Annotated in this window: 12 protein-coding genes, 2 tRNA genes and 3 rRNA genes; 9 read left to right on the plus strand and 8 right to left on the minus strand. The window is 54.9% G+C overall.

The genetic code is table 11. The annotated features are described in order from the left end of the window. Positions 1-479 precede the first annotated feature (479 nt). The 6 genes from ACOZ42_RS01210 (at position 480) to ACOZ42_RS01235 (ending at position 7,594) form a co-directional block, all read left to right on the plus strand. Positions 480-2,016, plus strand: a 16S ribosomal RNA gene (locus ACOZ42_RS01210). Between the two features lie 93 nt (positions 2,017-2,109). Next, positions 2,110-2,186 (plus strand) — tRNA-Ile (locus tag ACOZ42_RS01215). 11 nt (positions 2,187-2,197) lie between these two features. After that, a tRNA-Ala gene (locus ACOZ42_RS01220) sits at positions 2,198-2,273 on the plus strand. 378 nt (positions 2,274-2,651) lie between these two features. Further along, positions 2,652-5,536: ribosomal RNA gene (locus tag ACOZ42_RS01225) — 23S ribosomal RNA — on the plus strand. A 180-nt stretch (positions 5,537-5,716) separates the two neighbouring features. Continuing rightward, positions 5,717-5,829 (plus strand): 5S ribosomal RNA (gene rrf, locus ACOZ42_RS01230). Together the 16S, 23S and 5S rRNA genes with 2 tRNA genes alongside form the textbook arrangement of a ribosomal RNA operon. Positions 5,830-6,883: 1,054 nt before the next feature. After that, a complete protein-coding gene (locus tag ACOZ42_RS01235) occupies positions 6,884-7,594 on the plus strand; it encodes a Crp/Fnr family transcriptional regulator (RefSeq protein ID WP_039943950.1) in 711 nt (236 codons plus the stop codon). Here the strand turns inward: ACOZ42_RS01235 and ACOZ42_RS01240 are convergent. Together ACOZ42_RS01240 and ACOZ42_RS01245 are read right to left on the minus strand one after the other, a co-directional pair. After that, positions 7,533-8,900 carry a hypothetical protein gene (locus tag ACOZ42_RS01240; RefSeq protein ID WP_426345442.1) on the minus strand — a complete coding sequence of 456 codons (1,368 nt, stop codon included), beginning with the start codon at positions 8,898-8,900 and terminating at the stop codon, positions 7,533-7,535. The two genes, ACOZ42_RS01235 and ACOZ42_RS01240, sit on opposite strands and share 62 nt — an antisense overlap. A 4-nt stretch (positions 8,901-8,904) precedes the next feature. Next, complete coding sequence (locus tag ACOZ42_RS01245) at positions 8,905-9,126, minus strand: DUF2249 domain-containing protein (protein ID WP_426345443.1); 222 nt, start codon at positions 9,124-9,126, stop codon at positions 8,905-8,907. A 249-nt stretch (positions 9,127-9,375) separates the two neighbouring features. Between ACOZ42_RS01245 and ubiU the strand changes: the two genes are divergently transcribed. The 3 genes from ubiU to ubiT are packed head-to-tail and all read left to right on the plus strand — an operon-like array spanning position 9,376 to position 11,814. Further along, on the plus strand, positions 9,376-10,371 hold the full coding sequence (gene ubiU / locus ACOZ42_RS01250) for a ubiquinone anaerobic biosynthesis protein UbiU (RefSeq protein WP_003804512.1): 996 nt from the start codon (positions 9,376-9,378) through the stop codon (positions 10,369-10,371). Positions 10,372-10,389: 18 nt separating this feature from the next. Next, on the plus strand, positions 10,390-11,292 hold the full coding sequence (ubiV, locus tag ACOZ42_RS01255; protein WP_426345444.1) for a ubiquinone anaerobic biosynthesis protein UbiV: 903 nt from the start codon (positions 10,390-10,392) through the stop codon (positions 11,290-11,292). 39 nt (positions 11,293-11,331) lie between these two features. Beyond that, positions 11,332-11,814 carry a ubiquinone anaerobic biosynthesis accessory factor UbiT gene (gene ubiT, locus ACOZ42_RS01260; RefSeq protein WP_003804509.1) on the plus strand — a complete coding sequence of 161 codons (483 nt, stop codon included), beginning with the start codon at positions 11,332-11,334 and terminating at the stop codon, positions 11,812-11,814. On the opposite strand, the gene ACOZ42_RS01265 is transcribed toward ubiT, so the two are convergent. From ACOZ42_RS01265 to trpD, 6 genes are all read right to left on the minus strand, one after another. Further along, positions 11,811-12,560: an anaerobic ribonucleoside-triphosphate reductase activating protein gene (locus ACOZ42_RS01265; RefSeq protein WP_426345445.1), complete on the minus strand. Its 750-nt coding sequence runs from the start codon at positions 12,558-12,560 to the stop codon at positions 11,811-11,813. The genes ubiT and ACOZ42_RS01265 overlap by 4 nt on opposite strands. A gap of 4 nt (positions 12,561-12,564) precedes the next feature. Further along, positions 12,565-12,759, minus strand: coding sequence for an anaerobic ribonucleoside-triphosphate reductase (nrdD, locus tag ACOZ42_RS01270; RefSeq protein WP_003804504.1), 195 nt, complete (start codon positions 12,757-12,759; stop codon positions 12,565-12,567). A gap of 175 nt (positions 12,760-12,934) precedes the next feature. Continuing rightward, the gene (locus tag ACOZ42_RS01275) at positions 12,935-14,821 is read right to left on the minus strand and encodes a ribonucleoside triphosphate reductase (protein ID WP_426345446.1); all 1,887 of its coding nucleotides are present in this window, start codon (positions 14,819-14,821) and stop codon (positions 12,935-12,937) included. A 320-nt stretch (positions 14,822-15,141) separates the two neighbouring features. Beyond that, the gene (locus ACOZ42_RS01280; RefSeq protein WP_426345447.1) at positions 15,142-15,600 is read right to left on the minus strand and encodes an HIT family protein; all 459 of its coding nucleotides are present in this window, start codon (positions 15,598-15,600) and stop codon (positions 15,142-15,144) included. Then, complete coding sequence (gene trpC / locus ACOZ42_RS01285) at positions 15,597-16,397, minus strand: indole-3-glycerol phosphate synthase TrpC (protein ID WP_426345448.1); 801 nt, start codon at positions 16,395-16,397, stop codon at positions 15,597-15,599. The genes ACOZ42_RS01280 and trpC overlap by 4 nt, the downstream gene beginning before the upstream one ends. After that, on the minus strand, positions 16,394-17,428 hold the full coding sequence (gene trpD / locus ACOZ42_RS01290) for an anthranilate phosphoribosyltransferase (protein WP_003804497.1): 1,035 nt from the start codon (positions 17,426-17,428) through the stop codon (positions 16,394-16,396). The genes trpC and trpD overlap by 4 nt, the downstream gene beginning before the upstream one ends. Position 17,429: the final 1 nt, after the last annotated feature.

Here is a 17,429-nt window from a genome sequence, read left to right on the forward strand (position 1 = left end):
CAACGTTAAGTTTTTAGCTGGTTGTAAACAGCGCTGAAAATTTACCCTTGTTTGTGAAGTTGAATGGTTAGCCTTACGGTTGATTGTTCGCTAGGTGGTTCGGAACGAAAGTTCTGGTTTAAGCGGGACGAGTTGGACGGTTTTAAAACTTTCTAACTTCTTCAAAAAAACGCTTGACACACTGCCTGATCTGCTTCATAATCTCGTTTCTCTGCTGCTAACACAGCAAGGCACGAAGCGCCAAGCGCGACGAGCCAGCCGGGTTAGTCAGTAGAACGACAGGCAACTGTCACTGCTCTTTAACAATTAACAGCCGATAAGTGTGGGCGCTTGGAATGAGCGAGTCGAACCCTTCGGGGATCGCCACAAGTTTGTATCAAGTGCTCACAAACGAAAGATGAAGAATTACCTTGTGTAACTCTGAATTTTTCTTTGAGACACAATCGGTCTCGTCGCAAGACGGGGCAACCACAGAGATTAAACTGAAGAGTTTGATCCTGGCTCAGATTGAACGCTAGCGGGATGCTTTACACATGCAAGTCGAACGGCAGCACGAGAGAGCTTGCTCTCTTGGTGGCGAGTGGCGGACGGGTGAGTAATATATCGGAACGTGCCCAGTAGCGGGGGATAACTACTCGAAAGAGTGGCTAATACCGCATACGCCCTACGGGGGAAAGGGGGGGATCGCAAGACCTCTCACTATTGGAGCGGCCGATATCGGATTAGCTAGTTGGTGGGGTAAAGGCTCACCAAGGCAACGATCCGTAGCTGGTTTGAGAGGACGACCAGCCACACTGGGACTGAGACACGGCCCAGACTCCTACGGGAGGCAGCAGTGGGGAATTTTGGACAATGGGGGAAACCCTGATCCAGCCATCCCGCGTGTATGATGAAGGCCTTCGGGTTGTAAAGTACTTTTGGCAGAGAAGAAAAGGCATCCCCTAATACGGGATGCTGCTGACGGTATCTGCAGAATAAGCACCGGCTAACTACGTGCCAGCAGCCGCGGTAATACGTAGGGTGCAAGCGTTAATCGGAATTACTGGGCGTAAAGCGTGTGTAGGCGGTTCGGAAAGAAAGATGTGAAATCCCAGGGCTCAACCTTGGAACTGCATTTTTAACTGCCGAGCTAGAGTATGTCAGAGGGGGGTAGAATTCCACGTGTAGCAGTGAAATGCGTAGATATGTGGAGGAATACCGATGGCGAAGGCAGCCCCCTGGGATAATACTGACGCTCAGACACGAAAGCGTGGGGAGCAAACAGGATTAGATACCCTGGTAGTCCACGCCCTAAACGATGTCAACTAGCTGTTGGGGCCGTTAGGCCTTAGTAGCGCAGCTAACGCGTGAAGTTGACCGCCTGGGGAGTACGGTCGCAAGATTAAAACTCAAAGGAATTGACGGGGACCCGCACAAGCGGTGGATGATGTGGATTAATTCGATGCAACGCGAAAAACCTTACCTACCCTTGACATGTCTGGAATGCCGAAGAGATTTGGCAGTGCTCGCAAGAGAACCGGAACACAGGTGCTGCATGGCTGTCGTCAGCTCGTGTCGTGAGATGTTGGGTTAAGTCCCGCAACGAGCGCAACCCTTGTCATTAGTTGCTACGCAAGAGCACTCTAATGAGACTGCCGGTGACAAACCGGAGGAAGGTGGGGATGACGTCAAGTCCTCATGGCCCTTATGGGTAGGGCTTCACACGTCATACAATGGTCGGGACAGAGGGTCGCCAACCCGCGAGGGGGAGCCAATCTCAGAAACCCGATCGTAGTCCGGATCGCAGTCTGCAACTCGACTGCGTGAAGTCGGAATCGCTAGTAATCGCGGATCAGAATGTCGCGGTGAATACGTTCCCGGGTCTTGTACACACCGCCCGTCACACCATGGGAGTGGGTTTCACCAGAAGTAGGTAGCCTAACCGCAAGGAGGGCGCTTACCACGGTGGGATTCATGACTGGGGTGAAGTCGTAACAAGGTAGCCGTATCGGAAGGTGCGGCTGGATCACCTCCTTTTAGAGCGAATGGCTCGCAAAGCGAAAGCGTCCACACTTATTGGCTGTTAGTTTATGTCATGACCATTGAAGGTATCGCCCACTGGTGATAGATGGGTCAGTAGCTCAGTCGGTTAGAGCACCGTCTTGATAAGGCGGGGGTCGTTGGTTCGATTCCAACTTGACCCACCAACGATTACCTCGGGGGATTAGCTCAGCTGGGAGAGCACCTGCTTTGCAAGCAGGGGGTCGTCGGTTCGATCCCGTCATCCTCCACCACCGCTTTTATAGGTGGTTGTCGATACAGCAAGGTTCATGACAGAGTATAGGGCACAGACAAACAACGGTTTGCCTGGCGCTAGATTCAACGAAGAGTGTTCTTTTTAAAGAATACTGCTCGTTGGGTTATGCAACCCACGAATTGCTCTTTAACAATTAGGAAGAAGCACAACGAAGGTGTGTTGTCTAATAAACGCAAGACGATTAGTCGACTTGTGATGACAATACACGGGTTGTGATTGCAACAGAACAAATTATGTTCAACGAAAGTTCTCAAAAATATAGACGTTGTCTGATCTTCGGATTAGATAACAGCTAAGGATTGATGAACGGCAACAACGTATACTCATATTCCTATAACAGCACCAAGCGTTATAGGATCAAGCGAATAAGTGCATATGATGGATGCCTTGGCGATCACAGGCGATGAAGGACGCGGTAGCCTGCGAAAAGCTACGGGGAGCTGGCAAACAAGCTTTGATCCGTAGATGTCCGAATGGGGAAACCCACCGTAGTAATACGGTATCCCATGCTGAATACATAGGCATGTGGAGGCGAACCGAGTGAACTGAACCATCTCAGTAACTCGAGGAAAAGAAATCAACCGAGATTCCGGAAGTAGTGGCGAGCGAAACCGGACCAGCCTGGATGTTTTAGCGTATTGAATAGTCGAATGGAATGGAAAGTCCAGCCGTAGCAGGTGATAGCCCTGTAGGCGAAATTCAGTACGTGGAACTAAGCATCGAACAAGTAGGGCGGGACACGTGAAATCCTGTCTGAATATGGGGGGACCATCCTCCAAGGCTAAATACTCGTGATCGACCGATAGTGAACCAGTACCGTGAGGGAAAGGCGAAAAGAACCCCGGAAGGGGAGTGAAATAGATCCTGAAATCGTATGCATACAAACAGTAGGAGCACCTTCGTGGTGTGACTGCGTACCTTTTGTATAATGGGTCAGCGACTTACATTCAGTGGCAAGCTTAACCGAATAGGGGAGGCGTAGCGAAAGCGAGTCCGAATAGGGCGATTCAGTCGCTGGGTGTAGACCCGAAACCAGGCGATCTATCCATGGCCAGGTTGAAGGCACGGTAACACGTGCTGGAGGACCGAACCCACTAATGTTGAAAAATTAGGGGATGAGCTGTGGATCGGAGTGAAAGGCTAAACAAGCCTGGAGATAGCTGGTTCTCTCCGAAAACTATTTAGGTAGTGCCTCGTATATTACTGCCGGGGGTAGAGCACTGTTATGGCTAGGGGGTCACAGCGACTTACCAACCCATGGCAAACTCCGAATACCGGCAAGTACAGTACGGGAGACAGAGCACCGGGTGCTAACGTCCGGACTCAAGAGGGAAACAACCCAGACCGCCAGCTAAGGTCCCTAACTATGGCTAAGTGGGAAACGAAGTGGGAAGGCATAGACAGTCAGGAGGTTGGCTTAGAAGCAGCCATCCTTTAAAGAAAGCGTAATAGCTCACTGATCGAGTCGTCCTGCGCGGAAGATGTAACGGGGCTAAGCCATAGACCGAAGCTGCGGATGTGTACTTTTAGTACACATGGTAGGAGAGCGTTCCGTAAGCCTGTGAAGGTGTTCCGTGAGGAATGCTGGAGGTATCGGAAGTGAGAATGCTGACATGAGTAGCGATAAAGGGGGTGAAAAGCCCCCTCGCCGTAAGTCCAAGGTTTCCTGCGCAACGTTCATCGGCGCAGGGTGAGTCGGCCCCTAAGGCGAGGCAGAGATGCGTAGCTGATGGGAAGCGGGTTAATATTCCCGCACCGTCGTAGAGTGCGATGGGGGGACGGATTGCAGAATGTTATCGGGGTGTTGGATGTCCCCGTTGGCGCATCATAGAAGGCACTTAGGCAAATCCGGGTGCGTAATTCAAGGGTGTGACTGGATAGAGCTTCGGCTCTAAACTAACTGGAAGCAGTTCCAAGAAAAGCCTCTAAGCTTCAGCTCTACGAGACCGTACCGCAAACCGACACAGGTGGACGGGATGAATATTCCAAGGCGCTTGAGAGAACTCAGGAGAAGGAACTCGGCAAATTAATACCGTAACTTCGGGAGAAGGTATGCCTCATTAGTGTGATGTGCCTGCGCACAAAGCATGAAGAGGCCGCAGTGAATCGGTGGCTGCGACTGTTTACTAAAAACACAGCACTCTGCAAACACGAAAGTGGACGTATAGGGTGTGACGCCTGCCCGGTGCCGGAAGGTTAAGTGATGGGGTGCAAGCTCTTGATCGAAGCCCCGGTAAACGGCGGCCGTAACTATAACGGTCCTAAGGTAGCGAAATTCCTTGTCGGGTAAGTTCCGACCTGCACGAATGGCGTAACGATGGCCACACTGTCTCCTCCTGAGACTCAGCGAAGTTGACATGGTTGTGATGATGCAATCTCCCCGCGGCTAGACGGAAAGACCCCATGAACCTTTACTGTAGCTTTGCATTGGATTGTGAACCGGCCTGTGTAGGATAGGTGGGAGACGTTGAAGCGTGGTCGCCAGATCGCGTGGAGTCATCCTTGAAATACCACCCTGGTCTGTTTGCGGTTCTAACCTAGGTCCCTTATCGGGATCGGGGACCGTGCATGGTGGGCAGTTTGACTGGGGCGGTCTCCTCCTAAAGTGTAACGGAGGAGTTCGAAGGTACGCTAGAGACGGTCGGAAATCGTCTTGATAGTGCAATGGCATAAGCGTGCTTGACTGTGAGACTGACAAGTCGAACAGGTACGAAAGTAGGACATAGTGATCCGGTGGTTCTGTATGGAAGGGCCATCGCTCAACGGATAAAAGGTACTCTGGGGATAACAGGCTGATACCGCCCAAGAGTTCATATCGACGGCGGTGTTTGGCACCTCGATGTCGGCTCATCTCATCCTGGGGCTGTAGCCGGTCCCAAGGGTATGGCTGTTCGCCATTTAAAGAGGTACGTGAGCTGGGTTTAAAACGTCGTGAGACAGTTTGGTCCCTATCTGCCGTGGGCGTTGGATACTTGACGGAGCCTGCTCCTAGTACGAGAGGACCGGAGTGGACGTACCACTGGTGTATCGGTTGTCATGCCAATGGCATTGCCGAGTAGCTACGTACGGAAGAGATAACCGCTGAAGGCATCTAAGCGGGAAACTCGTCTGAAGATTAGGTATCCCGGGGGCTTGACCCCCCTGTAGGGTCGTCCGAGACCAGGACGTTGATAGGCTGGGTGTGGAAGTGCAGTAATGCATGTAGCTAACCAGTACTAATTGCCCGTGTGGCTTGATCCTATAACCCTTGAGGTTGTAGTGAGTTAAGTTGTTGACCACAGAACGTAATATTGAAGTGCAGCGCAACCCGCGCTCGACACCTTCGTAACCGCTGCTAGCTGATCCGTACTGATCGCTGGCAGTGTGCTTCTTCCAATTGGCTGGGACGTCCCCTAAAAGACGGCCTGGCAACCAGTTACGCTTGACGACCATAGCAAGGTGGTCCCACACCTTCCCATCCCGAACAGGACTGTGAAACGCCTTTGCGCCGATGATAGTGGACGGACGTCTGTGAAAGTAGGTCATCGTCAAGCTCTTATTGCTCAAAACCCCCGCAAGTATCCCTTGCGGGGGTTTTGTTTTATGGGTCGCCAACGCATCGGCGACGGATACACCGGAACGATGCTGATCGTCTGGCCCCTGGGTTACGACTTCAGACGGTACCACACCCCCTCCCCAAGCCCGTTCTGGGCACTGCCTATCCCTGCTTGTTGCAGACTACGTCTCTTGGCCTAAGCCGAGGGGGTCGGTCATTGCGTATGCTTCCTGGGCTTAAGGGTTGATGTTGAGTCCTCTGCGGGTGCTACCTGCACGATGACAGCCCTACGAGGGGCGGGTTCAGCCTTAGCGGCTTGCTGAACCTCACCCTCTCGCATCAAGCCGTTGTCTATCTGCCGGGTGATCGCGCTACGCTTAGTGCTTCTAGGGTTTGCTGCTGTTGCGCAGCTTGAAGTTGCCTCTTTTATTTATCTTGGCTCAGCCAGGCTCTAGCGACGCGGCTTGGCCGCTGGTTGCCATCAGTTGGTGCCAAGGCGGGTTACAACCTTCCACTTTAACTAGCGGGTGGTTCACCGGTTGTGTGTACTCCAGCCCCGCTCAATTTTTTATCGACGGCATCCAACGGCCAAGATCAGATGGGTGTTCGGTCCGCTGTTTCTTCTACCTGCATTTTTCCTCCCCTGGCCCCCTGAAATTCCCACCCATTCTCCTATTTGGTATTGCAGCTATTCAGCCTGCGAAGGCGTATCACACCCATTCAGAATCGAAGTCGACTTGGAAACGAGGCCACTTCCTATCAACGCCACCCCTTGATATTCCCTATCACTAACATGGTCAAATTTGACCGCTTCCTGCTTGGATCTGCTCCTAAGTCATGCTGAACTAGCAGTTCTGACTGTTTTCTTACTTTCTCTCCAAGACCTCGATTTATCTGTTTGACGTGTATCAATCAGGCGCCGAGCAATGCTGAGCAGGCGGGAAAGGAGTATGTCAGTCTAGCGATGGTTCTACTTGATTCATGGAAAAGATATGGCGGCTCAAGATACGGCCTCACACACAGGCAATGATGATTTGTCGGACATCCGACTGATGCAGGGCGAAGGAGCTGGGCGTTGGAAGCGTATCCAGGCTCACTTGGCTCATCTGCCTATTTTCAAGGAGCTGCCGCTAGAGCAGCTTGAACCGATCGCCAAAGGTACTCAGGAAGTACACGCGTTACGCGGCACCACTTTGTTTCGTAGTGGTGACCCGTGCGTCGGGTTTCATATGTTGGTATATGGCCGAGTGAAGCTGGTGTTTGTTTCTTCATCAGGGGCAGAACGGGTGGTGCGTCTGGTCGGCCCAGGGGAGGGGTTTGGTGAGGCTTTAATGTTCATGGGCCGTAATTACATCGTGACAGCCCAGACACTCGTGGACTCTTTGCTCTTGCACATCAACAAGGACGCCTTGATGGAACAACTGGACAAGGGAAGTGATGTGGCGCGTTTGATGCTGGCCGGTTTAAGTGAGCGCTTATATCGTTTGATGGGTGAACTGGAAGCCTACACCTTGCACAACGGGGTGCAGCGCTTGGTCGGCTATCTCTTGCAGGAATGGCCAGGTGAGGAGGGTGTGCCGTTCAGGATTGACGTGGGCAAGTCCGTGATTGCTTCCCGTCTGAACCTGACCCCGGAGCACTTATCGCGCACATTGCGTGATCTGATGGACCGGGATCTGATTCGAGTTCAGCGACGTAATTTTACGATTCTGGATAGTGCGGCCTTGCGGCAATACGGTGCTCTGCCTGATACGCGCGAATAGCGCGCAGGCTATGACGATAGCGCTGCCAGGCGGTCCAGAGATTCCAGCTCAAGGCTGTAAAAGACAACAGCAATGCAGGGGCTGCTACCCATGCGAAAGATTCGACTCCCAGGCTTGCCCCTGTCCAAAGCACCAGGCTTAGGCTGTGCAAGGCCCAATGTGCTCGGGCGGTGGACGCGGGGATGTAGTGAGCCGTCTTGGGAATCAACTGCAAGAGGGCGCGGGTGTGCTCGGTATTATCAGTGTCCATGCTGACATGCTCCTGTGCCTCGCGCCAGAGCAAAAAAGGCACGATGGTATAGAGCATTCCACAAACGACGGAACCTAAGGCTCCCATTATCAGCAAGACTCCCATGGCTAGCTCCGCGTTGGAGGCGGCGGGACTGTGGGCCCAGAAGTTCAAAAGGATCGCAACCACCAGACTGCTCAAGGAGCTGTACCAGAATAACGTGCTGGCCCCTGCTGTGGGGCGCTTGCGTTTCCAGAGTCGCGCCCAGGTAATCACTGCCCATAAGCCGTAGCTTAGAAAGATCAGATAGGTGACCAGATCACGCACGGGCAGCCAGGAGCCAGGCAAAGAGCTCAAGCCCCATTGCGCAATCAGCAATGCTCCTACGACCCAAGGAAGCCAACGCACCAGAGGCGCCGGGTAAAGTTCGGTGATTTGAAAAATAGGCAGCAGCTGGAACGACATGGCGATCAGCAGCAAGCCTGCCCAAGCGGCCAAACCCATCATCACGTGCAGGTTCAGCAGATTGGCGACCGCTTGTTCGTTTGTCAGGGCGACCAGCATGGCAAGCCCTGTTGAGACAGTCAGCAACAGACCCAGCATGGCCAGGCGGATAGGGGCGACGACCTCTTTGGCACCGCGAAAGATGTCACGCCGAGAGCGCCACAAGGCCAGCATGACAGTGAGCAGATAGCCGCCCAGAGCAAGGGCCAGACAAATGCCTGCCAGTGTGTACGCCCAGCGTTGCCAGCTCAGAAAGCCTGTCATCAGAAGTAGTGTGCCGGCGCCGAGCATGCTCCAGAAAATTAGCGCCCGACCGCGTGCCACCGGAATACGCACATTACAGGCCACTGCCAAAATATGTACCAAAGAGGCAAACATGGCGCTGCCCACGATTCCCAAGTTCCAGGCATGGGTTAAGGCCAAGATGGCCGGGTGCCAGCGGGAGTTGAATAGTTCCGGTCCGCTGTAGAGTGCCAGCATGGCGGCCAGTAGACCAAAAAAAGGGACGTTCGCAAACAGGGGCAAGGTCAGTGATAAAGAGGGGGACTGATCCAGCGATAAAGCGCGTTGCATAGACTTAGTTCCTGCGGATGATGAGCTGAAAGCCGTTTTCTGTTTGGGTGCCCTGGTAGCGAAAACCGGCACGACGCAGAATGTCATACAGGGGGAAAGGTTCTCTATCCAGCCACATGAATAAAGTCTGGGTGGGGGCCAGCTCGGCCAGCACCTCCAGGCAATGCTCCAAAGGTTCAGGGGCGGGCAGGCCGCGTGTATCCAGCGTGATCTCTGTATGCGTCATCAAGACTCCAGCACAAAAGGCTTGGGAGGCATTGTGGACCATTCTGCCCGCTTATGGTGCAGACAAGGTGAGACTTGTTTGCCGTCGGTCAGGAGGTGGGAAGAATTTGATATGCGTTAAGGCCCCCCCGTTTCGGAGCAGGCATAGTGGTGGTCTTGTCGAGCCAGGATTCTGCCCTGGCCAGAGTGAAGATCGGGGAGTGTCATGAATACAGCGTTCACGGCTTTAGCCGCGTCTGATCAGCCGCAGATGGAATTGGTTTGCCCCGCAGGCAGCCTGCCCGCCTTGAAAGCGGCGATCGACAATGGGGCCGACAGTGTTTATCTGGGGTTCCGAGATGCCACCAATGCCCGGAATTTTGCCGGGCTCAATTTTGATGCGCAGGCGATTGCACAAGGCATTGATTATGCGCATCAGCGTGGCCGCAAAGTCTTGCTGGCACTCAATACCTATCCGCAACCCAATGCCTGGCAGCAGTGGCGCGATGCGGTGGACCGGGCAGCCGAGGCTCAGGTCGATGCGGTCATCATGGCAGACCCCGGTTTGATGGCGTATGCCAGCCAGACACATCCCAATCTGCGTTTGCACTTGTCGGTGCAGGGTTCAGCCACCAATCCGGAGGCCATCAGGTATTACCACCAGAACTTCGGTATTCAGCGTGTGGTCCTGCCGCGGGTTTTGTCCATGGCACAAGTGGAACAGGTCTGTGAGCAGGTCCCCGTTCAGGTTGAGGTTTTTGGCTTTGGCAGTTTGTGCGTGATGGTGGAGGGGCGCTGTGCCTTGTCCTCCTATGCCACCGGAGAATCGCCCAATACGCATGGGGTCTGTTCCCCCGCCGGGCATGTGCGCTGGGAACAAACAGATCGAGGCCTGGAGTCGCGTCTGAACGGAGTGCTGATTGATCGTTATCAGGAGGGTGAGAACGCGGCTTACCCCACTTTGTGCAAAGGGCGCTTTGATGTGGCGGGCGAAAACTATTACGCCCTGGAAGAACCCACCAGTCTGAATACCTTGTCCTTGTTGCCACAGTTGTTGGCGGCGGGTGTCAGCGCCATCAAGATTGAAGGCCGGCAACGTAGTCCCGCTTATGTCGCTCAAGTTACCCAGGTGTGGCGTCAAGCGATTGATTCGGCCAAATCCACGCCTGCCCGTTATTCAGTCCACCCCGCTTGGATGGGGGCTTTGAACAAATTGGCCGAAGGGCAGCAACATACGCTGGGTGCCTATTCTCGGCCCTGGAAGTAGAGCACGGGAGGCTCAAACATGAAATTATCTTTAGGCCCCTTGCAGTACTACTGGTCCCGCATCGCCACCATGCAGTTTTATGAGTCGGCCTGTGACTGGCCTGTGGATGTGGTGTATCTGGGCGAGACGGTATGTTCACGCCGTCACGAGTTACGGCTGGATGATTGGCTGGATATTGCGCAGATGCTGGCTCAGGCTGGCAAGATGCCGGTTCTGTCCAGTCAGGTCTTGCTGGAGTCCGGGCGGGACGTCAATACGCTACGCAAGCTTACCGAGCAGGCGGAGTACCTGATTGAAGCCAATGATATGGGGGCGGTGCGTTTGATGCAGGGTCGGGACTTTGTCGCCGGCCCTTTTTTGAATGTTTATAACGGGCCCGTGCTGGATTTGATCGCCTCCCAAGGGGCGGTGCGCTGGGTGATGCCTCTGGAAATGGGCCGTGCAGGACTGGCGCAGTTGCAGCAGGACAGGCCTGCCGGTTTGGAAACCGAGGTCTTTGCTTTCGGGCGCCTGCCCTTGGCTTTCTCGGCCCGTTGTTTTGCCGCGCGTAATCGCAACTTGCCCAAGGACAATTGCCAGTACGTGTGCATGGACTATCCCGATGGTTTGTTGCTGGAAACACGGGAGGGGCAGGGTTTTTTGAACATCAATGGTATCCAGACCCAATCCGCCTGGGTGTACACCTTGCTGGAACAGATACAGGACCTGCGCGCCTTGGGTGTCGATATGCTGCGCTTGAGCCCGCAGTCTCAACATATGGATGCCGTCGTGCATTTGTTTCATGATGTGGTGCAGGGCCGTATCCAGGCATCAGATGCGCACGAGGATATGTTGCCCTTGCTGCCTGCCAAAGCCTGCAACGGATTCTGGCACGGTCGTCCCGGCTTGGAATGGGTGGCGCCGGTACCAGAGCGTTTTTAAGGGAGGGATGCAAGAGTGAATGATATAAGGACACCTCGTTTGCCCGCTGTTGTGGCTGGTGTTGTAAGTCGTTTGCCCCCGTGGCCCGGCTCTCGTTTGTTTTGTACCGGCTTGAACGTGTTGATGCGCCCTCACGTGCCGACTGATGTGGCGGAACGATTGGAAGGGCGGGCGTTACGCATACAGGTGGCGGATGCGGGTTTGGCGTTTGACTACACCTGGCGCCAAGGAGCTTTTTACCCCCTGTCCGTACGCGCACAAAGTCCGGATTTGACCTTGAAAGCAGATCTTTGGGCGTTTTATCAACTTTTACAGCGGCAGGAAGACCCGGATACCTTGTTTTTTAATCGGCGTTTGTCGATTGAGGGCGATACGGAGCTGGGTCTGATGGTGAAGAACACTCTGGATGCTTTGGAACCTGATATTCTGCATCCCCGTGCCGTACTCAAGCAGGGCAAAGCGGCTTTACAGGATGTGCTGCGTCGTCCTATCCGAACGCCCGCTTCGTCCGAAGGCAGCTAAGAGCGCCGCACTTCAAAATGCGGAAACAGCTTTTGGAGCGTCTCTAACACTTCTGCGCCTGGGTAGGCCTCCAAAGCCTGCCCAGTTTCATTCAGAAAATTATCCTCACAGCCTTGTGTGCGGAAGATCTGCACGGCATAGCGCTGGACGCCCAGCTTATGTAAATGTTGCCCCAAGGCTTGTATCGAGGCCGGGCTATGCAACTGCGGGTGAAGGGTGCTGCGGCATTCAAACAGTGCCTCTCCGTTCAGTAGCAGCTGCAAGCTGCGCAAAGGTGCAGCCGCACTCTTGCTACGTTGGGTAATGGCATCGTATTGGCTGAACTCGGCTTTGATGTCCAGCCCTATCCAGTCGAGCCACGGGAGTATGGCCTGCAGTCGGGCTGGATGGGTTCCAGCCGTGTGCAGGCCAATTTTGAAGCCGAGTCTGCGCACCGCCTGGATTGCCGAGCCCAGGGCGGGGTCCAGGGTGGGTTCGCCGCCGCTAAAGACCACCGCATCCAGCAGGCCCACCCGGCGATTGAGAAAAACCATCAGATCGTCCCAATCAATGGCACTGTCAGTCGTACGCTCTTGTAAATGCGGGTTATGGCAGTAGCCACAGCGCCAGGGACAACCTTGCACAAAGATGACAGCAGCGAGCTTGCCCGGGTAATCCGTGGCTGAGAAAGGAGCGCAGCCGCCCACTTTCAATGCCACTTTGTGGGTGTTGGCCTTTGGGTAAGGGGGGCGTGTGGCGTACGTCATATTATTAGCGGCTAGCCTGGCTGGAAGGGACGGCGTTGCTCAACGCAGTGCTGGTTTCTGTGAAGTAGCGTCGCTCATGAAATTCACCTTGCTTGCCAATATTGAAAGACGACATGGGACGGTGGTAGCCCATGACCCGTGTCCATATTTCGCAGGGCTGGCGCTCGGAATCTTGGAGAGTGATGGTTTCGGTGCTCATAAGAAAACTCCTTGGATAAAAGGGCCGTCACAAGGTCGGATGTGTTCGGCCACGGTGTGCCACGAGGCGGGTTAGCAAGTCGCGGTCAAGCTAAGTGGGTTGTCCGGATTTAGTGGGAATAGGCAGGACAAGTAGCGTTCGTTCAGGGGTGGCGGTCGGGTGTCCGAGAGCTACTTTAGTAGGCGGATGCTTCTGGTTGGGCAGACACATTTACTTTTCGCGTTGCTGGTTCTGTGTCCTGCTCCTGCCTTTGTGTCTGTTGCGGCTTCGGTTTCTGCCCCTGTCCGGTTGGAGGGGTTTGCGGGTTAGTGCAGGTCGGAATGGACGTTTCGTTGCGAGCCTGTGCGATTTTGTTGACCAGTAGTTCCTTGTCGCAGTGCGGGCAGAATTCGTGTTTCCCCGACAGATAGCCGTGTTTGGGGCAGATGGAGAAGGTGGGCGTGACGGTGATGTAGGGCAGGGAAAAGCGGCTCAGGGCTCGTTGCACCAGATTGCGGCAGGCATCGGTGCTGGACAGAGCCTCGCTCATGTACAGGTGCAACACTGTTCCCCCCGTGTATTTGCCTTGCAGCTCATCCTGGCGCTCCAGGGCTTCGAAGGGATCTTCGGTAAAGCCGACGGGTAATTGTGAGGAGTTGGTGTAGTAGGGCATGTGCGTGGTACCGGCCTGCAAAATATCGGGCCAGCGGGCGCGGTCTTCTTTGGCAAAGCGATAGGTGGTGCCTTCCGCAGGGGTGGCCTCCAGGTTGTACAGATGTCCGGTATGTTCTTGAAACTCCACCATGCGCTGTCGAATATGGTCGAGCAGACGCACCGCGAACTGGTGCCCCCAGACGGTACACAGGCTCTCCTGATCCTGGGTGAAGTTGCGGATCATCTCGTTAACGCCATTGACTCCCAGCGTGGAGAAGTGATTGCGCAAGGTGCCCAGATAACGGCGCGTGTAGGGGAACAGTCCTTGGTCCATGTGGTGCTGAATAACGGTGCGCTTGATTTCCAGGCTGTCGCGGCCCATTTCCAGCAGTTCATCCAGACGAGCAAACAGGCCGGCTTCATCGCCTTGATACAGATAACCCAGGCGGGCGCAGTTCAAGGTCACGACGCCCAGTGAGCCGGTTTGCTCGGCAGAACCGAATAAGCCATTGCCGCGCTTGAGCAGCTCGCGCAGATCCAGCTGCAGGCGGCAGCACATGGAGCGGATCATGTTCGGCTCCAGCTCGGAGTTAATGAAGTTCTGGAAGTAGGGCAGACCGTACTTGGCCGTCATGGCAAACAGGCGTTCGGCATTCGGGCTGTACCAGTCAAAGTCCCGGGTGATGTTGTAAGTGGGGATGGGGAAGGTGAAAGCCCGTCCACGGGCGTCGCCCTCGCTCATGACTTCGATGTACGCCTGGTTGATCATGTCCATTTCGGCTTGCAGGTCTCCGTAGCAAAACGGCATTTCTTCACCGCCGATTTGTGGCACCTGTTCGCGTAGGTCGTCGGGACACACCCAATCAAAGGTCAGATTGGTAAAGGGCGTTTGTGTGCCCCAGCGCGAGGGCACATTCAGGTTGTAGATCAGCTCTTGCATGCATTGGCGCACGTGCTTGTAGTTCAAGCCGTCCTTGCGGATGAAGGGGGCCATATAGGTATCAAAGGAGCTGAAAGCCTGGGCGCCGGCCCATTCATTCTGCAAGGTGCCTAGAAAATTGACGACCTGGCCGACAGCACTACTGAGATGACGGGGAGGGCCGGATTCGATTTTGCCGGGCACGCCATTGAGTCCTTCATTCAGGAAGGTGCGCAAGGACCAGCCGGCGCAGTAGCCAGAAAGCATGTCCAGATCGTGGATATGCAGGTCGGCCTGACGGTGTGCCTGGCCGATCGCTTCGGGGTAGACATGACTGAGCCAGTAGTTGGCAATCATTTTGCCGGAGCTGTTCAGAATCAACCCGCCCAGCGAATAGCCCTGGTTGGCATTGGCTTGTACGCGCCAGTCCTGGCGGTCCAGATACTCGGTAATGGAGCGGATGATGTCCAGCTGAGCAACGGGACGCGACGCGGTTTCCTGGGTAGCCATATTGTTCACCAAAACCTATATATAGTGATTTTTACGATTCACGACACTATATATGGTGGTTTTTGGTGGGGCTAGGTGATTGTTGTCCAGGCTTGATCTAGGTTAATTTTGTGCTCGGAGCGACAAGGTCAAGGGGTGGCGGAACGAAGTCTTTGGGCACACCTTACCCTTATCCTTCTTAGGTGGGGATTGTTGAAGGCGAGAGGGTCGTGTTGCCAGGCGTAAAGAGGGGCTATGCTCTGCTACGCAAGCACACTGTTTGCGTGCAGGTAGCGCAAGAGCGGCTTGGTTCCTGCCGGTGGAGTCGCGCAGTAGCGTGTTTAGTGGTCGAACCGGGCTTGCAGCGCAGTACGCAGTGCCTGCTGATACTCGCTGACTTGCTCAAGCAGGCGTGTCTCATGGGAAGCCCAGCCTTGTTTCTGTTCTTCCGTGCGAGGGGGGGCGGGTGACCAGGCAGAATCCGGAAAGAACGGATCGTCCTTCCAGCGAGGAATGAGGTGCCAATGCAGATGCGGAACCTGATTCCCGAATTGAGCCAGATTGATTTTGGCGACTCCCAGCTGTTCACGCTGGATTTGCTCCACCACATAGACCGCCGCCATGAGGTGCTGCCGCTGTGCTTCAGACAGGTCTGTCATTTCAGCCACATGCTCTTGCCAGATCACCCGTGTATAACCGGGAAAGGGGCTGTCTGTGACGGCCAGTACCTGCAGCCCTGCGCCCGACCAGAGCAGTTGATCGGGCGTCAAGGCGCACAGGGGGCAAGCGGGGGTGCTCATGCAGGCTGACCAAAGAACAGGTTCTGCAAGGCTACGCCTGGATCAGGTTCACGCATGAACGCCTCACCCACCAGGAAAGCCTGGACCTGGTTATCGCGCATCAGGGCGACATCCTCAAGGGTGTGGATGCCGCTTTCGGTGACAACGCGCTTTTCGCTGGGGATGAAGGGCAGCAGGTCCAGCGTGTTCTGGAGGTCGGTCTCGAAGGTACGCAGGTTGCGGTTGTTGATACCCAGCAGGCTGGTTTTCATTTGCAGAGCAATATCCAGTTCGGCGCGGTCATGTACTTCAACCAGAACATCCATACCCAGCTCGTGCGCCATGGCTTCAAATTCCATCAACTGATCTTGCTCCAGGGCTGCGACGATCAGCAAGATGCAGTCTGCGCCCATGGCTCGGGCGTGAATGATCTGGTAGGGGTCAATAATGAAATCTTTACGCAGTACGGGTAGCGCACACACGGCACGCGCCTGGCGCAGGTGATCGTAAGAGCCTTGGAAATACTGGATATCCGTCAGGACGGACAGGCAGGCCGCACCATGGGCGGCATAGCTGGCGGCGATTTCGGTGGGGTTGAAATCGGCACGGATCACACCCTTGGAGGGGGAGGCTTTTTTGACTTCCGCAATAATGGCTGGCTTGCCTTGGGCAATCTTGTCTTCAATGGCGCTGGCAAAGCCGCGCAGGTCGTTCCGGTTCTTCGCCTCGCGCAGCAGGTCGGACTCGCTGCGCAACTGGCGGGCGGTAACGACTTCAGCTCTTTTGGTGTCGAGGATCTTGGCCAGAATGTCGTTCATGGGTTTAACTTCCTTGTATAAGCGCGGAATTGTTCGAGTTTTTCGCGGGCGGCACCGCTGGCAATGGCCTCAAAAGCCATGCGCAGGCCTTGTTCAATGGAGTCGGCGTGGTTGGCAGCATAGATGGCCAGACCAGCATTGAGGCCAACAATATCACGAGCGGTGCCCTCTTGGTTATTGAGGGCTTCCATAATCATTACGGCGGATTCTTCTTTGCTGGAGACGCGAATGCTGCGGTTGGAGGTCATCGCCATTCCGAAGTCTTCGGGGTGAATCTCATACTCGCGCACTTGCCCGTCCTTGAGTTCGCCCACCAGGGTGGCCGCTCCCAGGGAGGCTTCATCCATGCCGTCCTTGCCGTGCACGATCAGCACGTGTTTGGCCCCCAGGCGTTGCATCACGCGAACCTGAATGCCTACCAGGTCGGGGTGGAACACGCCCATCAACTGGTTGGTGGCACCGGCCGGGTTGGTCAGAGGACCCAGAATATTGAAAATGGTACGTACCCCCAGCTCCTTACGCACGGCAGCGACATTTTTCATGGCGCCGTGGTGAGCGGGGGCGAACATGAAGCCGATATTGGTATCGGCAATACTTTGCGCCACTTGCTCGGGTGAAAAGGTCAGGCGCACGCCCAAGGCTTCCAGCACGTCTGCGCTGCCTGAGGAGGACGATGCGCTGCGGTTGCCGTGTTTGGCCACTTTGACTCCGACGGAGGCGGCTACAAACATGGCAGCGGTGGAAATATTGAAGGTATTGGAGCCGTCCCCGCCTGTACCGCACATATCCAGCAATTCGTCGGGGTTAGGGGTAATCACAGGGGTCGCAAATTCGCGCATGACCTGGGCAGCGGCGGAAATCTCACCGACGCTCTCTTTTTTGACACGCAGGCCCATCAACAAGGCGGCTGCGATCTGCGGTGACATTTCGCCACGCATCAGCATGCGCATCAGATGCAGCATTTCATCGTGGAAGATTTCCCGGTGTTCGATACAGCGCACCAGTGCTTCGGTAGGAGTGATGGTGTTCATG

The organism is Alcaligenes sp. HNGD-HTN06 (assembly GCF_049932565.1).
Taxonomy (GTDB): Bacteria; Pseudomonadota; Gammaproteobacteria; order Burkholderiales; family Burkholderiaceae_B; genus Alcaligenes; species Alcaligenes ammonioxydans.

Excerpts from the sequence above, each read along its gene's own strand:
- ACOZ42_RS01235 (WP_039943950.1), top strand. The coding sequence starts at position 6,884 with ATGCAGGGCGAAGGAGCTGGGCGTTGGAAGCGTATCCAGGCTCACTTG.
- ACOZ42_RS01240 (WP_426345442.1), bottom strand. The coding sequence starts at position 8,900 with ATGCAACGCGCTTTATCGCTGGATCAGTCCCCCTCTTTATCACTGACC.
- ACOZ42_RS01245 (WP_426345443.1), bottom strand. The coding sequence starts at position 9,126 with ATGACGCATACAGAGATCACGCTGGATACACGCGGCCTGCCCGCCCCT.
- ubiU (WP_003804512.1), top strand. The coding sequence starts at position 9,376 with ATGGAATTGGTTTGCCCCGCAGGCAGCCTGCCCGCCTTGAAAGCGGCG.
- ubiV (WP_426345444.1), top strand. The coding sequence starts at position 10,390 with ATGAAATTATCTTTAGGCCCCTTGCAGTACTACTGGTCCCGCATCGCC.
- ACOZ42_RS01265 (WP_426345445.1), bottom strand. The coding sequence starts at position 12,560 with ATGACGTACGCCACACGCCCCCCTTACCCAAAGGCCAACACCCACAAA.
- nrdD (WP_003804504.1), bottom strand. The coding sequence starts at position 12,759 with ATGAGCACCGAAACCATCACTCTCCAAGATTCCGAGCGCCAGCCCTGC.
- ACOZ42_RS01275 (WP_426345446.1), bottom strand. The coding sequence starts at position 14,821 with ATGGCTACCCAGGAAACCGCGTCGCGTCCCGTTGCTCAGCTGGACATC.
- ACOZ42_RS01280 (WP_426345447.1), bottom strand. The coding sequence starts at position 15,600 with ATGAGCACCCCCGCTTGCCCCCTGTGCGCCTTGACGCCCGATCAACTG.
- trpC (WP_426345448.1), bottom strand. The coding sequence starts at position 16,397 with ATGAACGACATTCTGGCCAAGATCCTCGACACCAAAAGAGCTGAAGTC.
- trpD (WP_003804497.1), bottom strand. The coding sequence starts at position 17,428 with ATGAACACCATCACTCCTACCGAAGCACTGGTGCGCTGTATCGAACAC.